Annotated in this window: 20 protein-coding genes and 1 tRNA gene; 8 read left to right on the forward strand and 13 right to left on the reverse strand. The window is 64.5% G+C overall.

The features are described from left to right. The first annotated feature begins 27 nt into the window (after positions 1–27). The 3 genes from egtD (at position 28) to CAL12_RS17695 (ending at position 2,524) form a co-directional block, all read left to right on the forward strand. Entirely contained in the window at positions 28–1,050 is a 1,023-nt protein-coding gene (gene egtD / locus CAL12_RS17685) for an L-histidine N(alpha)-methyltransferase (RefSeq protein ID WP_086065833.1), read from the forward strand. Between the two features lie 27 nt (positions 1,051–1,077). Next, the gene (egtB, locus tag CAL12_RS17690; RefSeq protein WP_086065834.1) at positions 1,078–2,394 is read left to right on the forward strand and encodes an ergothioneine biosynthesis protein EgtB; all 1,317 of its coding nucleotides are present in this window, start codon (positions 1,078–1,080) and stop codon (positions 2,392–2,394) included. A 53-nt stretch (positions 2,395–2,447) separates the two neighbouring features. Beyond that, positions 2,448–2,524: transfer RNA gene (locus tag CAL12_RS17695), tRNA-Met, on the forward strand. Positions 2,525–2,592: 68 nt separating this feature from the next. Here CAL12_RS17695 and CAL12_RS17700 read toward each other — a convergent pair. Both CAL12_RS17700 and CAL12_RS17705 read right to left on the reverse strand, forming a co-directional pair. Beyond that, entirely contained in the window at positions 2,593–2,943 is a 351-nt protein-coding gene (locus CAL12_RS17700; protein WP_086065835.1) for a hypothetical protein, read from the reverse strand. A gap of 127 nt (positions 2,944–3,070) precedes the next feature. Further along, positions 3,071–3,274, reverse strand: coding sequence for a cold-shock protein (locus tag CAL12_RS17705; RefSeq protein WP_086065836.1), 204 nt, complete (start codon positions 3,272–3,274; stop codon positions 3,071–3,073). A 403-nt stretch (positions 3,275–3,677) separates the two neighbouring features. Here CAL12_RS17705 and CAL12_RS17710 point away from each other — a divergent pair, with 403 nt between their 5' ends. Next, positions 3,678–4,016: a hypothetical protein gene (locus tag CAL12_RS17710; RefSeq protein ID WP_086065837.1), complete on the forward strand. Its 339-nt coding sequence runs from the start codon at positions 3,678–3,680 to the stop codon at positions 4,014–4,016. 2 nt (positions 4,017–4,018) lie between these two features. Here the strand turns inward: CAL12_RS17710 and CAL12_RS17715 are convergent, their stop codons facing one another. From CAL12_RS17715 to purB, 3 genes are all read right to left on the reverse strand, one after another. Beyond that, complete coding sequence (locus CAL12_RS17715; protein ID WP_232464561.1) at positions 4,019–4,336, reverse strand: hypothetical protein; 318 nt, start codon at positions 4,334–4,336, stop codon at positions 4,019–4,021. An 88-nt stretch (positions 4,337–4,424) separates the two neighbouring features. After that, positions 4,425–4,655 carry a hypothetical protein gene (locus CAL12_RS17720; protein WP_086065838.1) on the reverse strand — a complete coding sequence of 77 codons (231 nt, stop codon included), beginning with the start codon at positions 4,653–4,655 and terminating at the stop codon, positions 4,425–4,427. 254 nt (positions 4,656–4,909) lie between these two features. After that, positions 4,910–6,286: an adenylosuccinate lyase gene (gene purB / locus CAL12_RS17725; RefSeq protein WP_086065839.1), complete on the reverse strand. Its 1,377-nt coding sequence runs from the start codon at positions 6,284–6,286 to the stop codon at positions 4,910–4,912. 170 nt (positions 6,287–6,456) lie between these two features. On the opposite strand from purB, the gene CAL12_RS17730 reads away from it, so the two are divergent. Continuing rightward, positions 6,457–7,071, forward strand: coding sequence for a glutathione S-transferase (locus tag CAL12_RS17730; protein ID WP_086065840.1), 615 nt, complete (start codon positions 6,457–6,459; stop codon positions 7,069–7,071). A 15-nt stretch (positions 7,072–7,086) separates the two neighbouring features. Here the strand turns inward: CAL12_RS17730 and CAL12_RS17735 are convergent, their stop codons facing one another. Both CAL12_RS17735 and mnmA read right to left on the reverse strand, forming a co-directional pair. Continuing rightward, entirely contained in the window at positions 7,087–7,902 is an 816-nt protein-coding gene (locus CAL12_RS17735) for a sulfite exporter TauE/SafE family protein (RefSeq protein WP_086065841.1), read from the reverse strand. Between the two features lie 21 nt (positions 7,903–7,923). Next, entirely contained in the window at positions 7,924–9,045 is a 1,122-nt protein-coding gene (mnmA, locus tag CAL12_RS17740) for a tRNA 2-thiouridine(34) synthase MnmA (protein WP_086065842.1), read from the reverse strand. Positions 9,046–9,136: 91 nt separating this feature from the next. On the opposite strand from mnmA, the gene CAL12_RS17745 reads away from it, so the two are divergent. The 3 genes from CAL12_RS17745 to CAL12_RS17755 are packed head-to-tail and all read left to right on the forward strand — an operon-like array spanning position 9,137 to position 12,039. Further along, entirely contained in the window at positions 9,137–10,255 is a 1,119-nt protein-coding gene (locus CAL12_RS17745) for a Re/Si-specific NAD(P)(+) transhydrogenase subunit alpha (protein ID WP_086065843.1), read from the forward strand. Continuing rightward, a complete protein-coding gene (locus CAL12_RS17750; RefSeq protein ID WP_086065844.1) occupies positions 10,256–10,603 on the forward strand; it encodes an NAD(P) transhydrogenase subunit alpha in 348 nt (115 codons plus the stop codon). It abuts the gene before it with no gap. Next, positions 10,600–12,039 carry an NAD(P)(+) transhydrogenase (Re/Si-specific) subunit beta gene (locus tag CAL12_RS17755; RefSeq protein ID WP_086065845.1) on the forward strand — a complete coding sequence of 480 codons (1,440 nt, stop codon included), beginning with the start codon at positions 10,600–10,602 and terminating at the stop codon, positions 12,037–12,039. Before CAL12_RS17750 ends, CAL12_RS17755 begins: the two co-directional genes overlap by 4 nt. Here CAL12_RS17755 and glcF read toward each other — a convergent pair. The 6 genes from glcF to CAL12_RS28115 all read right to left on the reverse strand — a co-directional run bounded on the left by glcF (position 12,023) and on the right by CAL12_RS28115 (position 18,816). Further along, on the reverse strand, positions 12,023–13,282 hold the full coding sequence (gene glcF, locus CAL12_RS17760) for a glycolate oxidase subunit GlcF (RefSeq protein ID WP_086065846.1): 1,260 nt from the start codon (positions 13,280–13,282) through the stop codon (positions 12,023–12,025). The genes CAL12_RS17755 and glcF overlap by 17 nt on opposite strands. 7 nt (positions 13,283–13,289) lie before the next feature. Further along, the gene (glcE, locus tag CAL12_RS17765) at positions 13,290–14,399 is read right to left on the reverse strand and encodes a glycolate oxidase subunit GlcE (RefSeq protein WP_086065847.1); all 1,110 of its coding nucleotides are present in this window, start codon (positions 14,397–14,399) and stop codon (positions 13,290–13,292) included. A 13-nt stretch (positions 14,400–14,412) separates the two neighbouring features. Further along, positions 14,413–15,915 (reverse strand): FAD-linked oxidase C-terminal domain-containing protein, encoded by a 1,503-nt coding sequence (locus CAL12_RS17770; RefSeq protein WP_086065848.1) that lies wholly within the window; start codon positions 15,913–15,915, stop codon positions 14,413–14,415. A 77-nt stretch (positions 15,916–15,992) separates the two neighbouring features. After that, a complete protein-coding gene (locus tag CAL12_RS17775) occupies positions 15,993–17,402 on the reverse strand; it encodes an FAD-binding oxidoreductase (RefSeq protein ID WP_086065849.1) in 1,410 nt (469 codons plus the stop codon). 79 nt (positions 17,403–17,481) lie between these two features. Then, positions 17,482–18,552 carry a 3-deoxy-7-phosphoheptulonate synthase AroG gene (aroG, locus tag CAL12_RS17780; RefSeq protein WP_086065850.1) on the reverse strand — a complete coding sequence of 357 codons (1,071 nt, stop codon included), beginning with the start codon at positions 18,550–18,552 and terminating at the stop codon, positions 17,482–17,484. Positions 18,553–18,645: 93 nt separating this feature from the next. Then, complete coding sequence (locus tag CAL12_RS28115; protein ID WP_157793023.1) at positions 18,646–18,816, reverse strand: hypothetical protein; 171 nt, start codon at positions 18,814–18,816, stop codon at positions 18,646–18,648. Positions 18,817–18,822 lie beyond the last annotated feature (6 nt).

Consider the following 18,822-nt stretch of genomic DNA (forward strand, 5'->3'; position numbering starts at 1 on the left):
GGCATCAGCTTCCGACAAGGACTTCGCATGCGTTCTCCCTCGTATTCGTCCCCTTCCCTGCCCGAAACCGCCACGTCCGTCGCGGCACCAGAGGCACGATCCGCGGAACCGCGCTTTCACCAGCGCCATGTCGAGAACACCGAAACGGTAAGAAAAGAGTTGCTCGAAGGACTGGCGAGGCCTCAGGCGGAAATCAGCCCCAAATTCCTGTACGACGAATTGGGTTCCAGCCTGTTCACGGCCATCACCCTATTGGACGAGTACTACCCCACCCGCTGCGAGAACGAGATCTTCGCTCGCCATTCGGCCGAGATCGTGGGGCATGCCGGCCAGACGCGGACCCTGATCGACCTGGGCGCCGGCGACTGCGCCAAGGCCGAACGGCTGCTCGCCCACATGCACCCCACGCACTACGTGCCCATCGACATCTCTGTCGACTACCTGAAAGCCGCCGTCAAGCGTATCGCGGATCATTATCCGGAGCTGGACATCACCGCATTGGGCATGGACTTCTTCAATGACCTGACCCTGTCGGACGACGTCCACCCCGAGCAGCGCACATTCTTTTATCCGGGCTCCAGCATCGGCAACCTGCCGCCCGCACAAGCGGCCGACCTGTTGGCCAATATCCGCCGCCAGTGCGTCGACGGTGCGTTGATCATCGGCGTCGATCTGGTCAAGGCGCGCGAGATACTCGAACCCGCCTACGACGATGCGGTAGGCGTCACCGCGGCCTTCAACCTGAACATGCTGCGCCACGTCAACCAGATCCTGGGCTCCGATTTCGATCTGACGCAGTGGCGGCATGTGGCCTGCTTCAACGAAGCGCGTTCCCGCATGGAGATGCACCTGCGCGCCCGCGTCGCGACGACGGTCACGTGGCCCGGCGGGCAACGGCGCTTCGAGAAGGACGAAAACATACACACCGAGGATTCGTACAAGTACCGGCCGCACGCCTTTAAGGCAATGCTGGCGCGCGCGGGCTTCGGCCAGATCCGCTACTGGACGGATGCGCGCGAATGGTTCGCGGTATTCTGTGCCCGCGCCTGAACCCATTGCCGCAACGCACGAAATAGTATGGATACACCTCAAATCGCGACGCGCACGAAACATTCGACGGACCAGAGCAGCCATCTCCTGCTTACGCAATACCAGACGGTGCGCGACGCCAGCCGGGCGCTGGCCGCACCGCTGAGCGCCGAGGATTGCCAGGCCCAGTCCATGCCGGACGCCAGCCCGGTCAAATGGCATCTCGCGCATACGACGTGGTTCTTCGAAACCTTCCTGCTGCAGCCGCACCTGGCGGACTATGATGTCTTCCATCCGCGTTATGGCTTCCTGTTCAACTCGTACTACAACGCCATCGGCGAGCGGCATCCTCGCCCGCAGCGAGGCCTGCTGACGCGGCCACCGCTGCAGGACATACTCGCCTATCGCACGCACGTCGACGCGGGCATGGCGCGGCTGATTCCTCGCATCAGCCACGACGCGGAAATCGCCGCGCTGGTCGAACTCGGCTTGCACCACGAGCAGCAGCACCAGGAATTGATCCTTACCGACGTCAAGCACCTGCTGTCATGCAACGCGCTGCGGCCCGCCTACACCGAAACGGTGGCGCCCAGGACGACCGGCGCCCCGCTGGTCGCGGTCACGCCGCAAACGTGGCTGGACCATCCCGGCGGCATCGTGTCGCTGGGCCATGAAGGCGCGGGCTTCTGCTTCGACAACGAGACGCCCGCGCACCAGGTGCTGCTGCGGCCGTTCAAGCTGGCGCGGCGCCCCGTCACACAGGGTGAATACCTGGACTTCATGAAGGACGGCGGCTATACCCGCCCGGAGCTCTGGCTGTCGCTGGGTTGGGACACCGTGCGAACGCAGGGCTGGCAGGCTCCGCTGTACTGGGAAGACGTCGACGGCGAATGGCAGGCCTTTACGCTGCGCGGCATGGAACCGATAGACCCGCACGCCCCTGTTACCCACATCAGTTATTTCGAGGCGGACGCCTACGCCCGCTGGGCCGACGCGCGCCTGCCCAGGGAAGCCGAATGGGAGCAGGTCGCGCGAGCGATCGATCCCATGGAAACGCAGGCGAACCTGGTGGAGTCCGGCCACTTCCACCCGAGCGCCGCCACGGCCGGCCCGGCGAATGTGCCGCTGCAGATGTACGGCGACGTCTGGGAATGGACGGCCACCCCTTACGAGCCCTACCCCGGTTTCGCGACCGCGGCCGGCGCCGTCGGCGAGTACAACGGCAAGTTCATGTGCAACCAGTATGTGTTGCGCGGCGGATCCTGCGCCACGCCACGGTCGCATATCCGTGCCACCTACCGCAACTTCTTCCCGCCCGATGCGCGCTGGCAGTTCTCGGGACTGCGGCTGGCACGGGATGCGTGAGCGCGATTTGGCAACCAGCGGATCACCATGCTAGAATCGCGTTCTTTCCTTAAGGCGCATTAGCTCAGCCGGTTAGAGCGACGGAATCATAATCCGCAGGTCCCCTGTTCGAATCAGGGATGCGCCACCAAAGAATGCTCAAGAAGCCCCCACCTCCGCGTGGGGGCTTTTTGTTTGCCCACGCCCTTTGCCCACGCCCTAGCCTTGCGGTCCCGGGTAGATCGCTTTGTCCAGCTTGCGATAAAGAATGGCCACGAAGATGCCCAGCAACCCGCACACCGCGGCAATGCGCACCAGCAGGTTCAGTTCGATCACGGTCAGCGTATGAGGCAGGAAGCGCTGCACCAGCGATGGCGGTCCCCACAATCGCAGCCCTTGCGGGATCATCACGATCATCAACCATCCCGATGCGTTGGCAAGGCCAACGCGCACGCGCGCGAAGCGCGAATGCCGCAGCAGCCGCGCCGCGGTACCCGCCCAGGCCGCGCCCGCGATGGCTGACCAGATAGCGGTGCTCAGGGCCGCCCCCAAGGTGCCGCTTGTCATCATTTCCGCGCTCCTTACGCGACCGAAGAGCACATTATCGCGGAGGAACGGGTGCAGGAATCAAGGAGCCTGGCAACAAAAAGCCCCGCACTAGGCGGGGCTTTCTGGTCAAGAATTCATGCCCGAAGCATTACATGACCCTGATCTTCGTGGCTTGCGGACCCTTGGGACCGGTGGCCACTTCGTATTGCACGCGCTGGTTCTCTTCGAGGGAACGGAAGCCGTTGCCCTGGATTTCGGAGAAGTGCGCGAACAGGTCCTTACCGCCCGACTCGGGGGTGATAAAGCCATAACCTTTTTCAGAGTTGAACCACTTGACGACGCCGGTTTCCATACCGAATTTCCTTGCATTTACAATGGGCACGAGGCCCGGGATACGAGAGATTCAAGCTAGGGCCAAGAACAATAGCGGAGACCGGGAAGAACTCTGAACTGTACACAGATCGCGCTGCTTGAAAACCTCAACGACACTATGAACGGGACGTTCATTTAAGTCAAAACATTTTCCCCCGTCCACGGTGGGATATGAAACCAATTGCTACATCGCAGCGCATAAGGCCGCGCTGCTCTTACGCAGCGTTGCACATGAACATTGTGAAGAAGGAACGAATGGGAATTGCTGTGCAGCGGGTGCGCACTTTGCGGCATAAATGCGACTCCGCTTATCCGCAACATGCGTGCACCTTATACGCCGCCTCCCCACTCCATAATGCCGCCATGGCGATAAAAGGTTAATCATGAGCATTATCAGCGCCCACACCGGCGACCTCACCTCCGGTATTGTCCTGCGCACGACACTGGATGGCGAGTTCATCCGCAGCTATGTCGTGGTCAGCCCGCCCGATCTGGACGTAATCGCCGATATCGTGCCGCGCTCGGAGGTCGAGGCGGGCGGCCAGATCCACGCCACAGCCGTGAGCAGCCCGGAGAGGGCCGTGGAAGAAATCGGCGATGTCCTGGACAATATCAATCCAGGAGACATCGCCGTTTTCCTGTGCGCCGATACTCCAGCATACGAAGCCGCATTGCAGCTTTTAGGCTACGACGCGGCGCGCCACGATACTGAATTGCACTGAATTCAATACAAAGCCGGATTCGACGCGGGCACCTGATAAACCCTCACGCCAGCACGCGGCGTATTTTCGGCGGGCGTATATTGCGGCTTGGCGCCGCCCTGGATCGGCGCCAGGCGAAAACCCAAATCCATACCCCAACGATCCGTTTCGCGGATCCATTGGGTATGACAGCAAGAGCAGCGAAAGCGATCTTCGCGATGGTTTTCACGGCGCTTTTCCGTGGGGCGCACAAAGCCTTCATGCACCAGATTCTGGTGGGCCTGCAGTCCGGGCGTGGCTAGCGTAATGCTCTGGCAAGGAAGGCACATCATGGCGCTCATTTTCTTCTCCAATTTGGGTAGCTAAGGCGGTAAGGCAGGACAAAGGTATGCGCCGGCTCGTCCGCAGCGGGCCGGCGCGGGAAATGCTTCAGGTATCGGACGGGAAGGGAGCGGGCTCCAGCTCTTCCAGTGCAGTCCGGCCGTCCAGGATCGTTTCGTCGACCGACGGAAAGCCGACGGGAGACTCGATGCACTGCACGCGCGGCTCACCGAGTCGGCGGTCCTCGATCAGGATCTTCCAGCTGTATCGGCCTTGCCCATCCGGATCCACGGTCAGGGTGGCGCCCCAAGCGTTGAAGGTTTTTGCGAAAACTTCCATTGCGTATCGCCCAACAGGTTGTTGCCGGGGGTATCGCAAGCCGCGTGCCTGGGGTCGTTCAGCCCTGCTTTCCCTGGGAAGGGGCTTCGCCCGGGGTGGTCGTAGAAATGGGGACGTGGTGAAATAGCGCCATTCCTGGCGAATCGCACAGACACAAAGCCTTTAGGAAATGCAACGCCCCTGGACATCATGGGCGGCCAGGCAAACAAAAAGGCCGGCAAGCTTGCCGGCCTTTGCACTGAGGATTGTCTTTTTTACAATGCCCGGGCCAGTTCGGCCGCCAGCCCGATATAGGAACGTGGCGTCATATCCAGCAGGCGGGTCTTGGCGTCCTCAGGCAAAGCAAGGCCCTGGATGAACTCTCGCAGGGCGGACTCGGTAATGCCCTTGCCTCGGGTCAGCGCCTTCAACTGCTCATACGGTTGCGGCAGGCCGTAGCGGCGCATCACCGTCTGGACAGGCTCGGCAAGGACTTCCCAGCAACCGTCGATGTCCGCGTCGATCGCCGCCTTATTGACCTCGAGCTTGTCCAGGCCGCGCAGGCAGGCGTCCCATGCCACCATGCAGTAGCCGAACGCCACGCCCAGATTGCGCAGCACCGTCGAATCGGTCAGGTCGCGCTGCCAGCGCGAGACGGGCAGCTTGTCGGCCAGGTGGCGCAACATGGCGTTGGCCAGGCCGATGTTCCCTTCGGAGTTCTCGAAATCGATCGGATTGACCTTGTGCGGCATGGTCGACGACCCGACTTCGCCTTCCTTCAGGCGCTGCTTGAAATACCCCAGCGACACGTAGCCCCATACGTCGCGGTCCAGATCCAGGACGATGATGTTGGCGCGCGCCACGGCGTCGAACAAGGCGGCCATCCAGTCATGCGGCTCGATCTGGATCGTGTGGCGATTTTGCGTCAGTCCCAGCCCCTGCAGCACGCGCTGGCTGAACGCCGGCCAGTCGACTTCGGGATAGGCGGAAAGGTGGGCGTTGTAATTGCCGGTGGCGCCGTTGAGCTTGGCCAGCGGCTGCACCGCGCGGATGGCATCCAGCGCCCGGCCCAGCCGCGCCGCGACGTTGGCGAACTCCTTGCCCAGCGTGGTCGGGCTGGCGGGCTGGCCATGCGTGCGCGACAGCATGGGCTGGTCGGCATGGGCGACGGCCATCGCCGCCAGCTTGTCGCGCACTTTCTGCAGGGTCGGGACCAAAACACCGTTGCACGCGCGCGACAACATGAGCGCATGCGAGGTGTTGTTGATATCTTCCGAAGTACACGCGAAATGTATGAACTCCGCGGCCCGGGATAACTCGACGTGATCGGCGACCTTTTCCTTCAGCCAGTACTCCACCGCCTTGACATCATGGTTGGTGACGCGCTCGATTTCCTTGATCCGGGCGGCATCCGCTTCGGTGAAATCGTCGACGATCGCGCGCAGGCGCGCCTGGGCATCGGCGGAAAAGCGCGGCAACTCCGGCAGGCCGGCGTCGGCCAGGGCTGCCAGCCAGGCCACTTCCACTTCGACGCGGTGCGCCATGAAACCGGCTTCGGACAACAGTCCGCGCAGGGCATCGCCGCGCGAGGCGTATCGGCCGTCCAGGGGGGAAAGCGCATTGAGCGAACTGAGGGCGGGGGCTATATGCATGAGCAGGATAAAGAACCGGATCGAGTATTGAAAACCGCGGAAAAGCGGCGCGATTTTATCATCCGCGGTTCCGCCACCCTTATCGCGGCCCGCCGGGCGCGTCAGCCGCGTTCTGCCGTGGCATCATCCTGCTATACTGCCGCCCGCTTTCCGACTATGACCGTGCATCCATGAAACTGATAGGCTCCCTTACTAGCCCGTACGTACGTAAGGTACGGATCGTCATGGCGGAGAAGAAACTGGATTACCGCTTTGAGCTCGAGGACGTCTGGTCCGCCGAGACGAAGATCCAGCAATACAACCCGCTGGGCAAGGTGCCCTGCCTGGTCATGGAAGACGGCGGCGCGCTGTTCGATTCCCGCGTCATCGTCGAGTATCTCGACACCCTTTCCCCTGTTGCCCGGCTGATTCCGCAGTCCGGCCGCGAACGCGCCGCCGTGAAATGCTGGGAAGCCATCGCCGACGGCGTGCTGGATGCCGCCGTGGGGATCGTCAAGGAAAGGCAGCGTCCGGACGCCGTGCGCAACGACGAGTGGATCGCCCGCCAGTACGGCAAGATCAACGCCAGCCTGGACGCGATGAACAAGAGCCTGGGCGAGCATGCCCATTGCATGGGCATCAACCATAGCCTGGCGGATGTCGCGGTGGGTTGCGCCCTGGGCTACCTGGTATTGCGCTTCCCTGACCTGGACTGGCGCGCGGGCCATGCCAACCTGGCCCGCCTGTTCGACAAGCTGTCGACGCGGCAATCCTTCATCGATACGGCGCCGCCCACCCCGGCGTGAACGGCACCCGCGGTCTCAGCTGAACGCGCGCCAGGCCTTGTAGGCCATGAAGATAGCCAGGGCGAAAAGCAGATAGGCGAAGATGCGCTTGACCGTCGCGACCGGCAAGGTATGCGCGGCGCGAGCGCCCAGGGGCGCCGTGAACACGCTGGTGCACACCAGCGCCAGCAGCGCCGGCCAGTAGATATAGCCGAGCATTCCCGGGGTGTGGCCGGCTTCGCGCAGCCCCGACACCACATAGCCGGTGCTATTGGCCAGGGCAATGGGAAAGCCCAGTGCCGCCGACGTCGCGACCGCGTTGCGTAGCGGCACGTTGCACCAGATCATGAAGGGCACCGACAGAAAGCCGCCGCCCGCCCCCACCAATCCGGAAATGAAGCCGATGCCCACCCCGGCGGTGGACGTGCCGACGACGCCAGGCATCTGGCGCGAGGGCTTGGGCTTGGTGTTGCGCAGCATCGAGTAGCCGGAATACAACACGAAGACGGCAAAGAAGGCTGACAACCAGCCGGTGTGCAAGGCCGCGAATACGGCGCCGCCCGCCAGCAGCCCGCCGACGATCAGCCCGGGCGCCATGGCGAACGCGATGCGCCAGATCACCGCGCCCGCCGCATGATGGGCCCGCACGCTGGAAATCGAGGTGAACAGGATGGACGTCATCGACGTGGCGATGGCGGCGTGCACGATGAGATCCTCGTCCATGCCTTGCCAGCCGAAGATCATGGTCAGGAAAGGCACCAGCACCATGCCCCCGCCTATCCCCAGCAAGCCCGCCGCGAAACCTGCGCCCGCCCCCAGCAGCAACAGGCAAATCAACATCGGAATATCCACGTCCCGCTCCCATCGTTATGATCATTGGGACGCGATGATACCGCCTCCCAGGCAAATGTCACCGTCGTAGAGCACAGCCGACTGGCCCGGCGTGACGGCCCACTGCGCTTGCGGGAAGTCCAGCGTGAAAGCCCCGCCTTCGGCGCCGCGCAGCGTGCATGCGGCATCGGATTGGCGATAGCGAGTCTTGGCGGCATAGTCCCCGCTGGCGGGGGGATGGCCCGCGATCCAGCTGGCGTCCTGCGCGGCCAGGGAGCCGGACAGCAGCCATGGATGATCATGGCCCTGTACGACATAAAGCGTGTTGCCCGGCAGGTCCTTGCGCGCGGCATACCAGGCTTCGGCGGTGCCGTCATCGCGCTGCCGCCCCTTGACGCCCCCTATGCCTATGCCCTTGCGTTGGCCCAGCGTGTAGAACGACAGGCCCGTATGGGTGCCCACGCGCTGGCCTTCGGGCGTCAGGATGGGCCCGGGCGCCGTCGGCAGATAACGGTTCAGGAACTCGCGGAAAGGACGCTCGCCGATGAAGCAGATGCCTGTGGAGTCCTTTTTGGCGGCGTTGTGCAGGCCGATTTCGTGGGCGATGCGGCGCACCTGGGTCTTCGGAATCTCGCCCAGGGGGAACATGGTGCGGGACAGCTGCGCCTGGTTCAGCCGGTGCAGGAAATAACTCTGGTCCTTGGTACCGTCCAACGCTTTCAGCAACTGATAGCGGGCGCCGTCCGAGGTTTCCACGGCCCGCACGCGGGCGTAATGGCCGGTCGCGATCAGATCCGCGCCCAGGCTCATGGCGTGGTCGAGAAAAGCCTTGAACTTGATCTCGGCGTTGCACAACACGTCGGGGTTGGGCGTGCGGCCCGCCGAATATTCGCGCAGGAATTCGGCGAAGACGCGGTCCTTGTACTCCGCCGCGAAGTTCACGGCTTCGATATCGACGCCCACCCGGTCAGCGACGCTGGCGGCGTCCAGCCAGTCCTGGCGCGTCGAACAATACTCGGAGTCGTCATCGTCTTCCCAGTTCTTCATGAACAGGCCGATGACTTCGTAGCCTTGCTGTTTGAGAAGCCAGGCCGTCACGGAAGAATCGACGCCGCCGGACATGCCGACGACGACGCGGCCTTTGGTTGGAGCAGTGGAGGACATAAGACGCATTTTACCCGGTGGTTTCACTGAGGCCACGGACGGGCAAGTCGTGTATAAGTGTCAGCGGCCCGATATCCGACGAGGAGAACGCATGCGTATCGGAATACCGCGAGAGACCCTGGAGGGGGAAACCCGCGTGGCGGCGACACCCGAGACCGTCAAGAAGTACGTGGCGGGCGGCAATTCCGTCATTGTGGAACGCGGGGCCGGGGACGCCGCGCGTTATCCCGACCAGGCATACGAGGCGGCCGGCGCCAGCGCCGGCTCCAGGACGGACGCCCTGGGCGCCGACATGGTCCTGACGGTACGCATGCCCGACGCCGGCGGCCTGGGAGCGCTCAAGCCTGGCGCCATCCTGGTCGGCATGCTGGACCCTTACGACAGCGAGGGCCTCGCCCGGTTGGCGGCGACCGGCGTCACGGGCTTCGCCCTGGAGGCCGCGCCCCGCATCACCCGGGCGCAAAGCCTGGACGTCCTGTCGTCGCAGGCCAACCTGGCCGGATACAAGGCGGTCCTGCTGGCCGCCCACTACTACGGCCGACTGTTTCCCATGATGATGACCGCCGCCGGCACCCTGAAAGCCGCGCGCGCGGTGGTGCTGGGTGCCGGCGTCGCCGGCCTGCAGGCCATCGCGACGGCGCGGCGCCTGGGCGCGGTGGTGGAAGCCTCCGACGTGCGGCCCGCCGCCAAGGAACAGGTCGAATCGCTGGGCGCGAAATTCATCGACGTGCCGTTCGAGACCGATGAAGAACGCGAGATCGCGCAGGGTGTCGGCGGTTATGCCCGCCCCATGCCGGCTGCCTGGATGGCCCGCCAGGCCGCGCTGGTTTCGGAGCGCTGCAAGCAGGCGGACATCGTCATCACGACCGCGCTGATCCCCGGACGGCCCGCGCCCACGCTGGTGTCCGCGGAAACGGTGCAGGCGATGAAGCCCGGCTCGGTGCTGGTGGACCTGGCGGTCGAGCGCGGCGGCAACTGCCCCCTGTCGGAAAAAGGCCAGGTGGTGGAAAAGCATGGCGTCACGCTGGTCGGCCTGACCAACCTGCCCGCGCTGGTGCCCACCGACGCGTCCGCGCTCTACGCGCGCAACGTGATGGATTTCCTGAAGCTGCTGGTGGACAAGGACGGCTCGCCGGCCATGCAGCGCGAAGACGAGATCGTCGCGGCCTGCCTGGTCTGCGAAGCCGGCAACGTGGTTCGGAGGTCCTGAATGGAAGCCCTGAGTCCTACCCTGATCAACCTGATCATCTTCGTTCTGGCGGTCTACGTGGGCTACCACGTGGTCTGGAACGTCACGCCGGCCCTGCACACGCCGCTGATGGCGGTGACCAATGCGATATCGGCGATCATCATCGTCGGCGCCATGCTGGCCGCCGGCCTGACCGAAGGCGGACTGGCGCGCGGCATGGGCGTGCTGGCCGTGGCGCTGGCCGCGGTGAATGTCTTCGGCGGCTTCCTGGTCACACGGCGCATGCTCGAGATGTTCAAGAAGAAGGAGCGCCCCGCCTCCGGCGCGACGGCTGTTGCCACGACGGCGGCAAAGAAGGAGACGCGATGATCTCGCTGAACGTCGTTACGCTGCTCTATCTGCTGGCATCGATCTGCTTCATCCAGGCGCTGAAAGGGCTGTCCCATCCAAGGACGTCCCGCATCGGCAACGCCTTCGGCATGGCGGGCATGGCGATCGCCGTGGTGACGACGGGCGCGCTGATCGTGGGCCTGGCGGGTCCCGGCATCGCCGGCCTGGGGCTGGGCTGGGTCCTGCTGGGCCTGCTGATCGGCGGTACCGCGGGCACGATCATGGCGCGCCGCGTCGAGATGACGAAGATGCCCGAGCTGGTCGCTTTCATGCACAGCATGATAGGCCTGGCGGCGGTCGCGATCGCGGTCGCCGTGGTCGCCGAGCCTCACGCCTTCGGCATCGCGCCCATGGGCACCGCCCTGCCGATGGGCAACCGCGTCGAGATCTTTATCGGCACCTTCGTCGGCGCGATCACGTTTTCAGGATCCGTCATCGCCTTCGGCAAGCTGTCTGGCAAGTACCGCTTCCGCCTGTTCCAGGGCGCGCCGGTGGTGTTTCCGGGCCAGCACTTCGTCAACCTGGCGCTGGCGTTGATCATGCTGGCCTTCGGGGTGGCTTTCGTCGTGAGCGAAGGCTGGACGCCCTTCATCGTGATGACCGTCATCGCCTTCGTGCTGGGCGTGCTGATCATCATCCCGATCGGCGGCGCCGATATGCCGGTCGTGGTATCGATGCTGAACAGCTATTCGGGCTGGGCGGCGGCCGGCATCGGCTTCTCGCTGAACAACCCCATGCTGATCATCGCGGGTTCGCTGGTGGGATCGTCCGGCGCCATCCTGTCGTACATCATGTGCAAGGCGATGAACCGCTCGTTCTTCAACGTGTTGCTGGGCGGCTTCGGCAATGGTGGTGGCGCCGCCGATGCCGGCGCGGCGACGCAGCAGCGCAACGTCAAGTCAGGCAGCGCGGAAGATGCGGCCTTCCTGATGACGAACGCGGAAAGCGTCATCATCGTGCCGGGCTATGGCCTGGCGGTGGCGCGCGCGCAGCATGCGCTGAAGGAACTGGCGGCGAAGCTGACGGCGAAAGGCGTAACGGTGCGCTATGCGATCCATCCGGTGGCGGGCCGCATGCCGGGCCATATGAACGTACTGCTGGCCGAGGCCGAGGTGCCGTACGACCAGGTGTTTGAAATGGACGATATCAATGGCGAGTTCGGCCAGACCGATGTCGTATTGGTGCTGGGCGCGAACGACGTCGTCAATCCCGCCGCCAAGAACGATCCGCAGTCGCCGATCGCCGGCATGCCCATCCTGGAAGCCTACAAGGCGCGCAACATCATCGTGAACAAGCGTTCCATGGCGGCCGGCTACGCCGGCCTGGACAACGAACTGTTCTATATGGACCGGACGATGATGGTCTTTGGCGACGCCAAGAAAGTCATCGAGGATATGGTCAAGGCCGTGGAGTAGCGTCGGCGGCGGGGCGGGCGGTCCGCAGCCGCTCGTCCAGCACCTCGATCCAGTGGCGCACGGGCGTGGCGGTGCCGCTCTGCAGATGCGTGATGCAGCCGATATTGGCGGACAGGATCATATCCGGCCCCACCGGTGCGATCGCGGCCAGCTTGCGATCCCGCAGCGATCTCGCCATTTCGGGATGCATGACCGAATACGCGCCCGCCGATCCACAGCACAGGTGCCGGTCCGCGAAAGGCTGGAGTTCGAATCCCAGGTCCGCCAGCAAGGTGTCGACCAGGGGCCGCAAGCCTTGCCAATGCTGCAGGGTGCAGGGCGGATGGAAGGCCGCCCGCATGGGCACGTGCGCCCAGCGATCCCGCAGTTCGCGCGCATGCGGCGCGACGATTTCCGAGACGTCGCGGACCATGGACACGATACGCGCCGCGCGGTCGGCGTAGGCGGGATCCTTGCGCAGATGATGCGCATATTCCTTGACCATCGCGCCGCAACCCGACGCGTTCATCACGATGGCCTCCACCCTGCCGCTCTCGACCAGCGGCCACCAGGCGTCGACGTTGGCGCGCATCTGCGCCAGCGCGGTTTCGCTGTCGTCCAGATGCAGGTTGATGGCGCCGCAGCAGCCGCCTTCCGCAAGCACCATGGTGCCTATGCCCAGCGCGTCCAGGACCCGTATCGTGGCCGCATCGATGGTGGGCATCATGGACGGCTGCACACAACCGGACAGCATGATCACCTGGCGGCGATGGCCACGGCCGTCCGGCACGCTGCCGACGGCGCGCGCCTCCGGCACCTTGGCGCGCACGGCGGCCGGCAATAGCGGACGCAAGGCCTTGCCCAGCCGCATCGCCGGCGCGAACCAGCGTGAGGTGAGGCCCTTGCGCAGCAGCGTGCGCTTGATGCGCTGGCCCCAGGGGCGGCTGACACGTTGCTCCACCAGGCCACGACCGATGTCGATCAGGTGTCCATATTCGACGCCCGACGGGCAGGTGGTCTCGCAATTGCGGCAGGTCAGGCAGCGGTCCAGATGCAGCTGCGTGGACTGGGTGGGTTCGGCGCCTTCGAGCATCTGCTTGATCAGGTAGATGCGGCCGCGCGGGCTGTCCAGTTCGTCGCCCAGCACCTGGTAGGTGGGACACGTGGCGGTGCAGAAACCGCAATGCACGCAGCGGCGCAGGATCGCGTCGGCCTCGCGGCCATAGTCCGTATCGCGCGCCCAGGAAGCGATTTGGGTTTGCATGATGTCCCTATAGTTCCAGCACCAGCCGGCCCGGATTGAACAGGCCGGAAGGATCGAGCTCCTGTTTCAGCCGTCGAGTCAGTATCGCGATGCCGGGCGACAAGGGCTGGAATACCCCGTCGACGGGAAGGTCCTCGCGCAGGGCGGCACGGAACAGGGTGGCGTGTCCCCCCCTGCCCTGCGCGGCGCTGCGTATCGACGCCGCGTCGTACCGGCCGCTCAGCCAGCGCTGGCCGCCGCCCCATTCGATCAGGGTGGGACCGAGCTGCAGAGGCGCCGTCGCGGGCGGCACGGCGATACGCCACAAGGGCCGCGACCGGTCGAAGAATGCGTGTGTCTGTTCGCGAACCGAGGACCAGAATGCCTGCGCCTGGTCCTCATCCAGCGGCTCGCCGCCGATGCGCACGCGCGCCGCGTCGATGGCGGGCGGCGCTCCCGACAGGCGGACCCGGATATGGCCGTTATCGGCGGTATCGTCGGGTACCCAGCACGCGGCGGACACTGGCATGGGCAGGCGTCGCCAGGTGGCGAACGAGGACAGCGCGGCGCTTTCGGTCGCCGGCAGCATCAGCGTGGTTTCGGCAACGGGACGTGGCAGCACCTTCAACGAGACTTCCAGCAGCACGCCGAAGATGCCGAGCGATCCCGCCAGCAGGCGCGATACGTCATAGCCGGCGACGTTCTTCATCACCTCGCCGCCGAAACTCAGGACACGGCCATGGGAGTCGAGCACGCGCGCGCCCAGCACGAAGTCGCGCACGCCGCCGCCCGCCATACGGCGCGGGCCCGCGAGGCCCGCGGCCACGCAGCCGCCCACGGTGGCCGACGACTCGTAATGCGGCGGCTCGAAGGCCAGCATCTGGCCTTCCGCGGCCAGCTCGGCTTCGAGCTCGCGCAGCGGCGTGCCGGCGCGCACGGTCACGACGAGCTCCGATGGCTGGTAATTGACGATGCCCCGGTAGGCAGTGACGTCCAGCAGGCAGTGCCCGTCTTCCGGGCGCAGCGGCCGATGATTGCCATAGAAAGCCTTGCTGCCGCCGCCGCAGATGAATAGCGGCTTGTGCCCGGCGCGCGCCGTCATGACCTGGTCGCACAATTCCGACAGGACGAAATCCATGACTACCCTGTGATCAGAAGCGGGACAGATCCGGGAATCGGAGCTCGCCGCCATGTACGTGCATCTTGCCGTACTCCGCGCATCGAGCCAGGGTGGGAATCACCTTCTGTGGATTGAGCAGGCAGTGCGGATCGAAGGCCCGCTTGACCGCAAGGAAGGTATCCAGTTCCTCGCGCGAGAACTGCACGCACATCTGATTGATTTTCTCCATACCCACACCGTGCTCTCCCGTCACGGTGCCTCCTACTTGTACGCACAGTTCGAGTATCGCGACGCCGAATTTATCGGCGCGCTCGGTCTCGTCCGGCTTGTTGGAATCGAAAAGGATCAGCGGATGCAGATTGCCGTCCCCCGCGTGGAACACGTTGGCGCAACGCAGCCCGAACTCGTCTTCCATTTGTTCGATCGCGTTCAGCACGCGCGCGAGATGTCGTCGCGGAATGGTACCGTCCATGCAGTAATAGTCCGGCGATACGCGGCCGGCCGCCGGAAAGGCATTCTTGCGGCCAGCCCAGAAACGCAGTCGCTCGGATTCGGAGGTGGACACCTGCAGGCGCGTTGCGCCGGCGTCCTGCAGCACCGCTTCCATGCGCGCCATTTCGTGGGCGACCTCTTCCTGCGTGCCGTCCGACTCGCACAACAGGATGGCCTGCGCGTCCATGTCGTAGCCGGCCTTCACGAACGGTTCGACCATGTGGGTGGCCTGCTTGTCCATCATCTCCAGCCCGGCCGGGATGATGCCCGCGCCGATGACCCGCGTGACCGCATTGCCGGCGGCCTCGACGCTGGGGAAGCTGGCCAGCACCACCTGCGCGCAGACCGGCTTGGGCAGCAGCTTGACCGTGATTTCAGTGACGATGCCCAGCATGCCCTCGGAACCGATGAAGACGGCGAGCAGGTCCAGGCCGGGCGAGTCCGGTGCTTCGCTGCCGAGTTCGACGACGTCGCCGTCTATGGTGACCACGCGGACGCGCAGGATATTGTGCACGGTCAGCCCGTACTTCATGCAGCGGACGCCGCCGGAATTTTCCGCGACGTTGCCCCCTATCGAACAGGCGATCTGGCTGGATGGATCGGGCGCGTAGTACATGCCATAGGCCGCGGCGGCCTCGGAGATCGCCAGGTTGCGCACGCCGGGCTCGACCACGGCCAGCGCATTGTCGGGGTCGATGCGCTTGACGCGGTTCAGCTTCGACAGGCCCAGCAATACCCCCTGGCTGTGCGGCATCGCCCCGCCCGACAGGCCCGTGCCAGCGCCGCGCGGCACCACGGGCGCGCTGAGACGGTTGCAGACACGCATGACCTGCTGCACCTGGGCTTCGGTCTCCGGCAGGCAGACCACGGCAGGCAAGGCCCGATAGAGGGACAAACCGTCGCACTCATAGGGTCGCATGTCCTCTTCCCGATACAGCACGCAATGCGCCGGCAGGACGGCCTGCAGCGCGGCCACCAGCTCCGGCACCGCCGGGGGCGCCGCCTGCGCATCCGTGAGATCGGTCTCTACCAGGGTATTCATGCTTCAAAGATAGCGCGCGCGCGGCGATCGCACAGTCAGGGATTTACCCCAACGCAGGAAACGCCGTTGCGCGGTTGCTACCAAGGGAAAATCTTGCCCGGGTTGAGGATATTGTTGGGGTCGAAAGCATGCTTGAGGCTGCGCATCAGGGCCAGGGCGTCCTGGCCGTGCTCCTCCAGCAGGTATCCCATCTTGTGGAGGCCGATGCCGTGCTCGCCCGTGCAGGTGCCATCGGCCGCGATGGCCCGGTGAACCAGGGCATGGTTGATGCGCTCCGATGCGTCCCACTCGTCCTGGCTATCGGGGTCCAGCAGCATCAACACGTGGAAATTGCCGTCGCCGACATGGCCGACGATGGTGAAGGGGAAAGGCGCATCGGCCAGGTCGCGCGCGGTTTCCCGCACGCAATCGGCCAGGGCGGAAATTGGCACGCAGACGTCCGTGGTGCTGGCGCGACAGCCGGGCCGCAATTGCAGGCCGGCGAAATAGGCGTTGTGGCGCGCCGCCCATAGACGGCTGCGGTCTTCCGGACGGTTGGCCCATTCGAAATCCATCCCGCCGTGGTCGCGGACGATGGCCTGTACCAGGTCCGCCTGCTCTTGCACGCCGGCGGCGCTGCCATGGAATTCGAACAGCAACAGCGGCGTTTCGCGCAATTCCAGCTTGCTATACCGGTTCACGGAGCGCACCGCGTATTCATCCATGAATTCCACGCGGGCCACCGGTACGCCGGCCTGCATGATCTCGATGACGCTGTCCACGGCATCGCCCAGCGTGGGGAAATTGCAGACCGCAGCGGAAACGGCTTCGGGCTGGGGATACAGCTTGACCGTCACCTCGGTGATCAGGCCCAGCGTGCCTTCGCTACCGACGAAAATGCGCGTGAGGTCGTAGCCCGCGGATGACTTGGGCGCCCGGCTCGCCGTGCGCAGCACGCGCCCGTCGGCGGTAACGACCGTCAACGACAGCACGTTTTCCCGCATGGTTCCATAGCGGACCGCATTGGTGCCGGACGCGCGCGTGGCCGCCATGCCGCCCAGGCTGGCATCGGCGCCCGGATCGACAGGGAAAAACAGGCCGCTGTCGCGCAGGTGTTCGTTCAACTGCTTGCGGGTCACCCCGGCCTGCACGGTCGCGGTGAAATCCTCGGCATGCACGGCCAATACCGCATTCATGCCCGAGAGGTCCAGCGTGATTCCGCCCTGGACCGGCAGCAGGTGCCCCTCCAGCGAGGATCCCGCGCCGTAGGCCACGATGGGCACGCGATGCTCGTTGCATATCCGCGCCACTGCCGCGACTTCTTCCGTGGTCCGGGCGAAGATCACCGCGTCCGGCAGCACGTCCGGGTACGGCGATTCGTCATGCCCATGGTGCTCGCGCACCGCCTGCGCCATCGACAGCCGGTCGCCGACGACCGCGCGCAGGGCATCCAGACACGCCGCCGGCACGGGGCGCCGCAACCACGAGGAATCGGTCAAGTCGTTCATATGTTTATCCGAACCGCTTTTATCCGAACCGGAGATTCCGCCATTCTACGCCGCGCCATCCGGCGCGGATCCGCACCGGCTACTTGCCGCTGATGGTCGCGCGGCGGCGTTCCTGCACCGCGGTGGCCAGGCCTTCCAGCAATTCCACGGAGGCATCCCAATCGATGCAGCCATCGGTGATGCTTTGCCCATAGGTCAAGGGTTTTCCGGGGATCAGGTCCTGGCGTCCGGCCAGCAGGTGGCTTTCGACCATCAGGCCGACGATACGGGCGTCGCCGCCGGCGATCTGGCGACCGATATCCCGCGCGACCAGCGGCTGGTTCTGCGGATTCTTGCTGCTATTGGCATGGCTGGTATCGATCATCAGCCGCTGCGCCAAACCGGATTTCGCCAGGTCCTGGCTGGCCGCGTCGATACTGGCGGCGTCGTAATTGGGCGTTTTGCCACCGCGCAGGATGACGTGGCAATCCTCATTGCCGGCCGTCGAAACGATCGCGGAATGCCCGCCTTTGGTGACCGACAGGAAATGGTGCGGCTGTGAGGCCGCCTTGATTGCGTCGACCGCGATTTTGACATTGCCATCGGTGCCGTTCTTGAAACCGACCGGACATGACAGGCCCGATGCCAATTCCCGATGGACCTGGCTTTCCGTGGTGCGGGCGCCGATCGCCCCCCAGGAAACCAGGTCGGCAATATATTGCGGCGTGATCATGTCCAGGAATTCGCAGCCCGCCGGCAGTCCCAGCGTATTGATTTCCAACAGCAATTCCCGTCCGACGCGTATGCCCTTGTTGATGTTGAAGCTGCCGTCCAGATCGGGATCGTTGATCAAACCCTTCCAGCCGACGGTGGTGCGCGGCTTTTCGAAATAGACCCGCATCACGATTTCCAGGTCCCCTTTCAGCCGATCGCGTATCGGCTTCAACCTGCCGGCGTATTCGATCGCTGCCTTGGGATCGTGGATGGAGCACGGCCCGATAACCACGGCCAGACGATCGTCCATGCCGTGCAGAATCCGATGCAAGGCCTGGCGCGCCGAATAAACGGTGTCCGACACCGACTGACTGCAGGGGAATTCGCGCATGACATGCGCGGGCGGCGTTAATTCCTTGATTTCTCGGATACGCAAGTCGTCGGTATTGTGCGACACGGTGGTGCTCCTTCCTGGGGTACGTTGCCAGGCTGGCGGACATGAAAAAAGCCGCCAGTTCGCTGGCGGCTTTTTTGAGGGGATTCGCTAACTTCAGTTTGCGCGCAACCCTTCCTCCGCCAGCGGCATCGGAAAGCCATAAAAATAAAATCGAGCGGCGGAGCCGCCCAGGCGGTGGTTGCTTGCGAAGGTCATGAAAAGTGCGGCTTTGCCGCGCAGAATGACATGGCGGCAAATCCTAGCACAAAAACCGCCGGAGGTCATGGCGGA

The sequence above is a fragment of the Bordetella genomosp. 8 genome (genome assembly GCF_002119685.1).
GTDB lineage: Bacteria > Pseudomonadota > Gammaproteobacteria > Burkholderiales > Burkholderiaceae_B > Bordetella_C.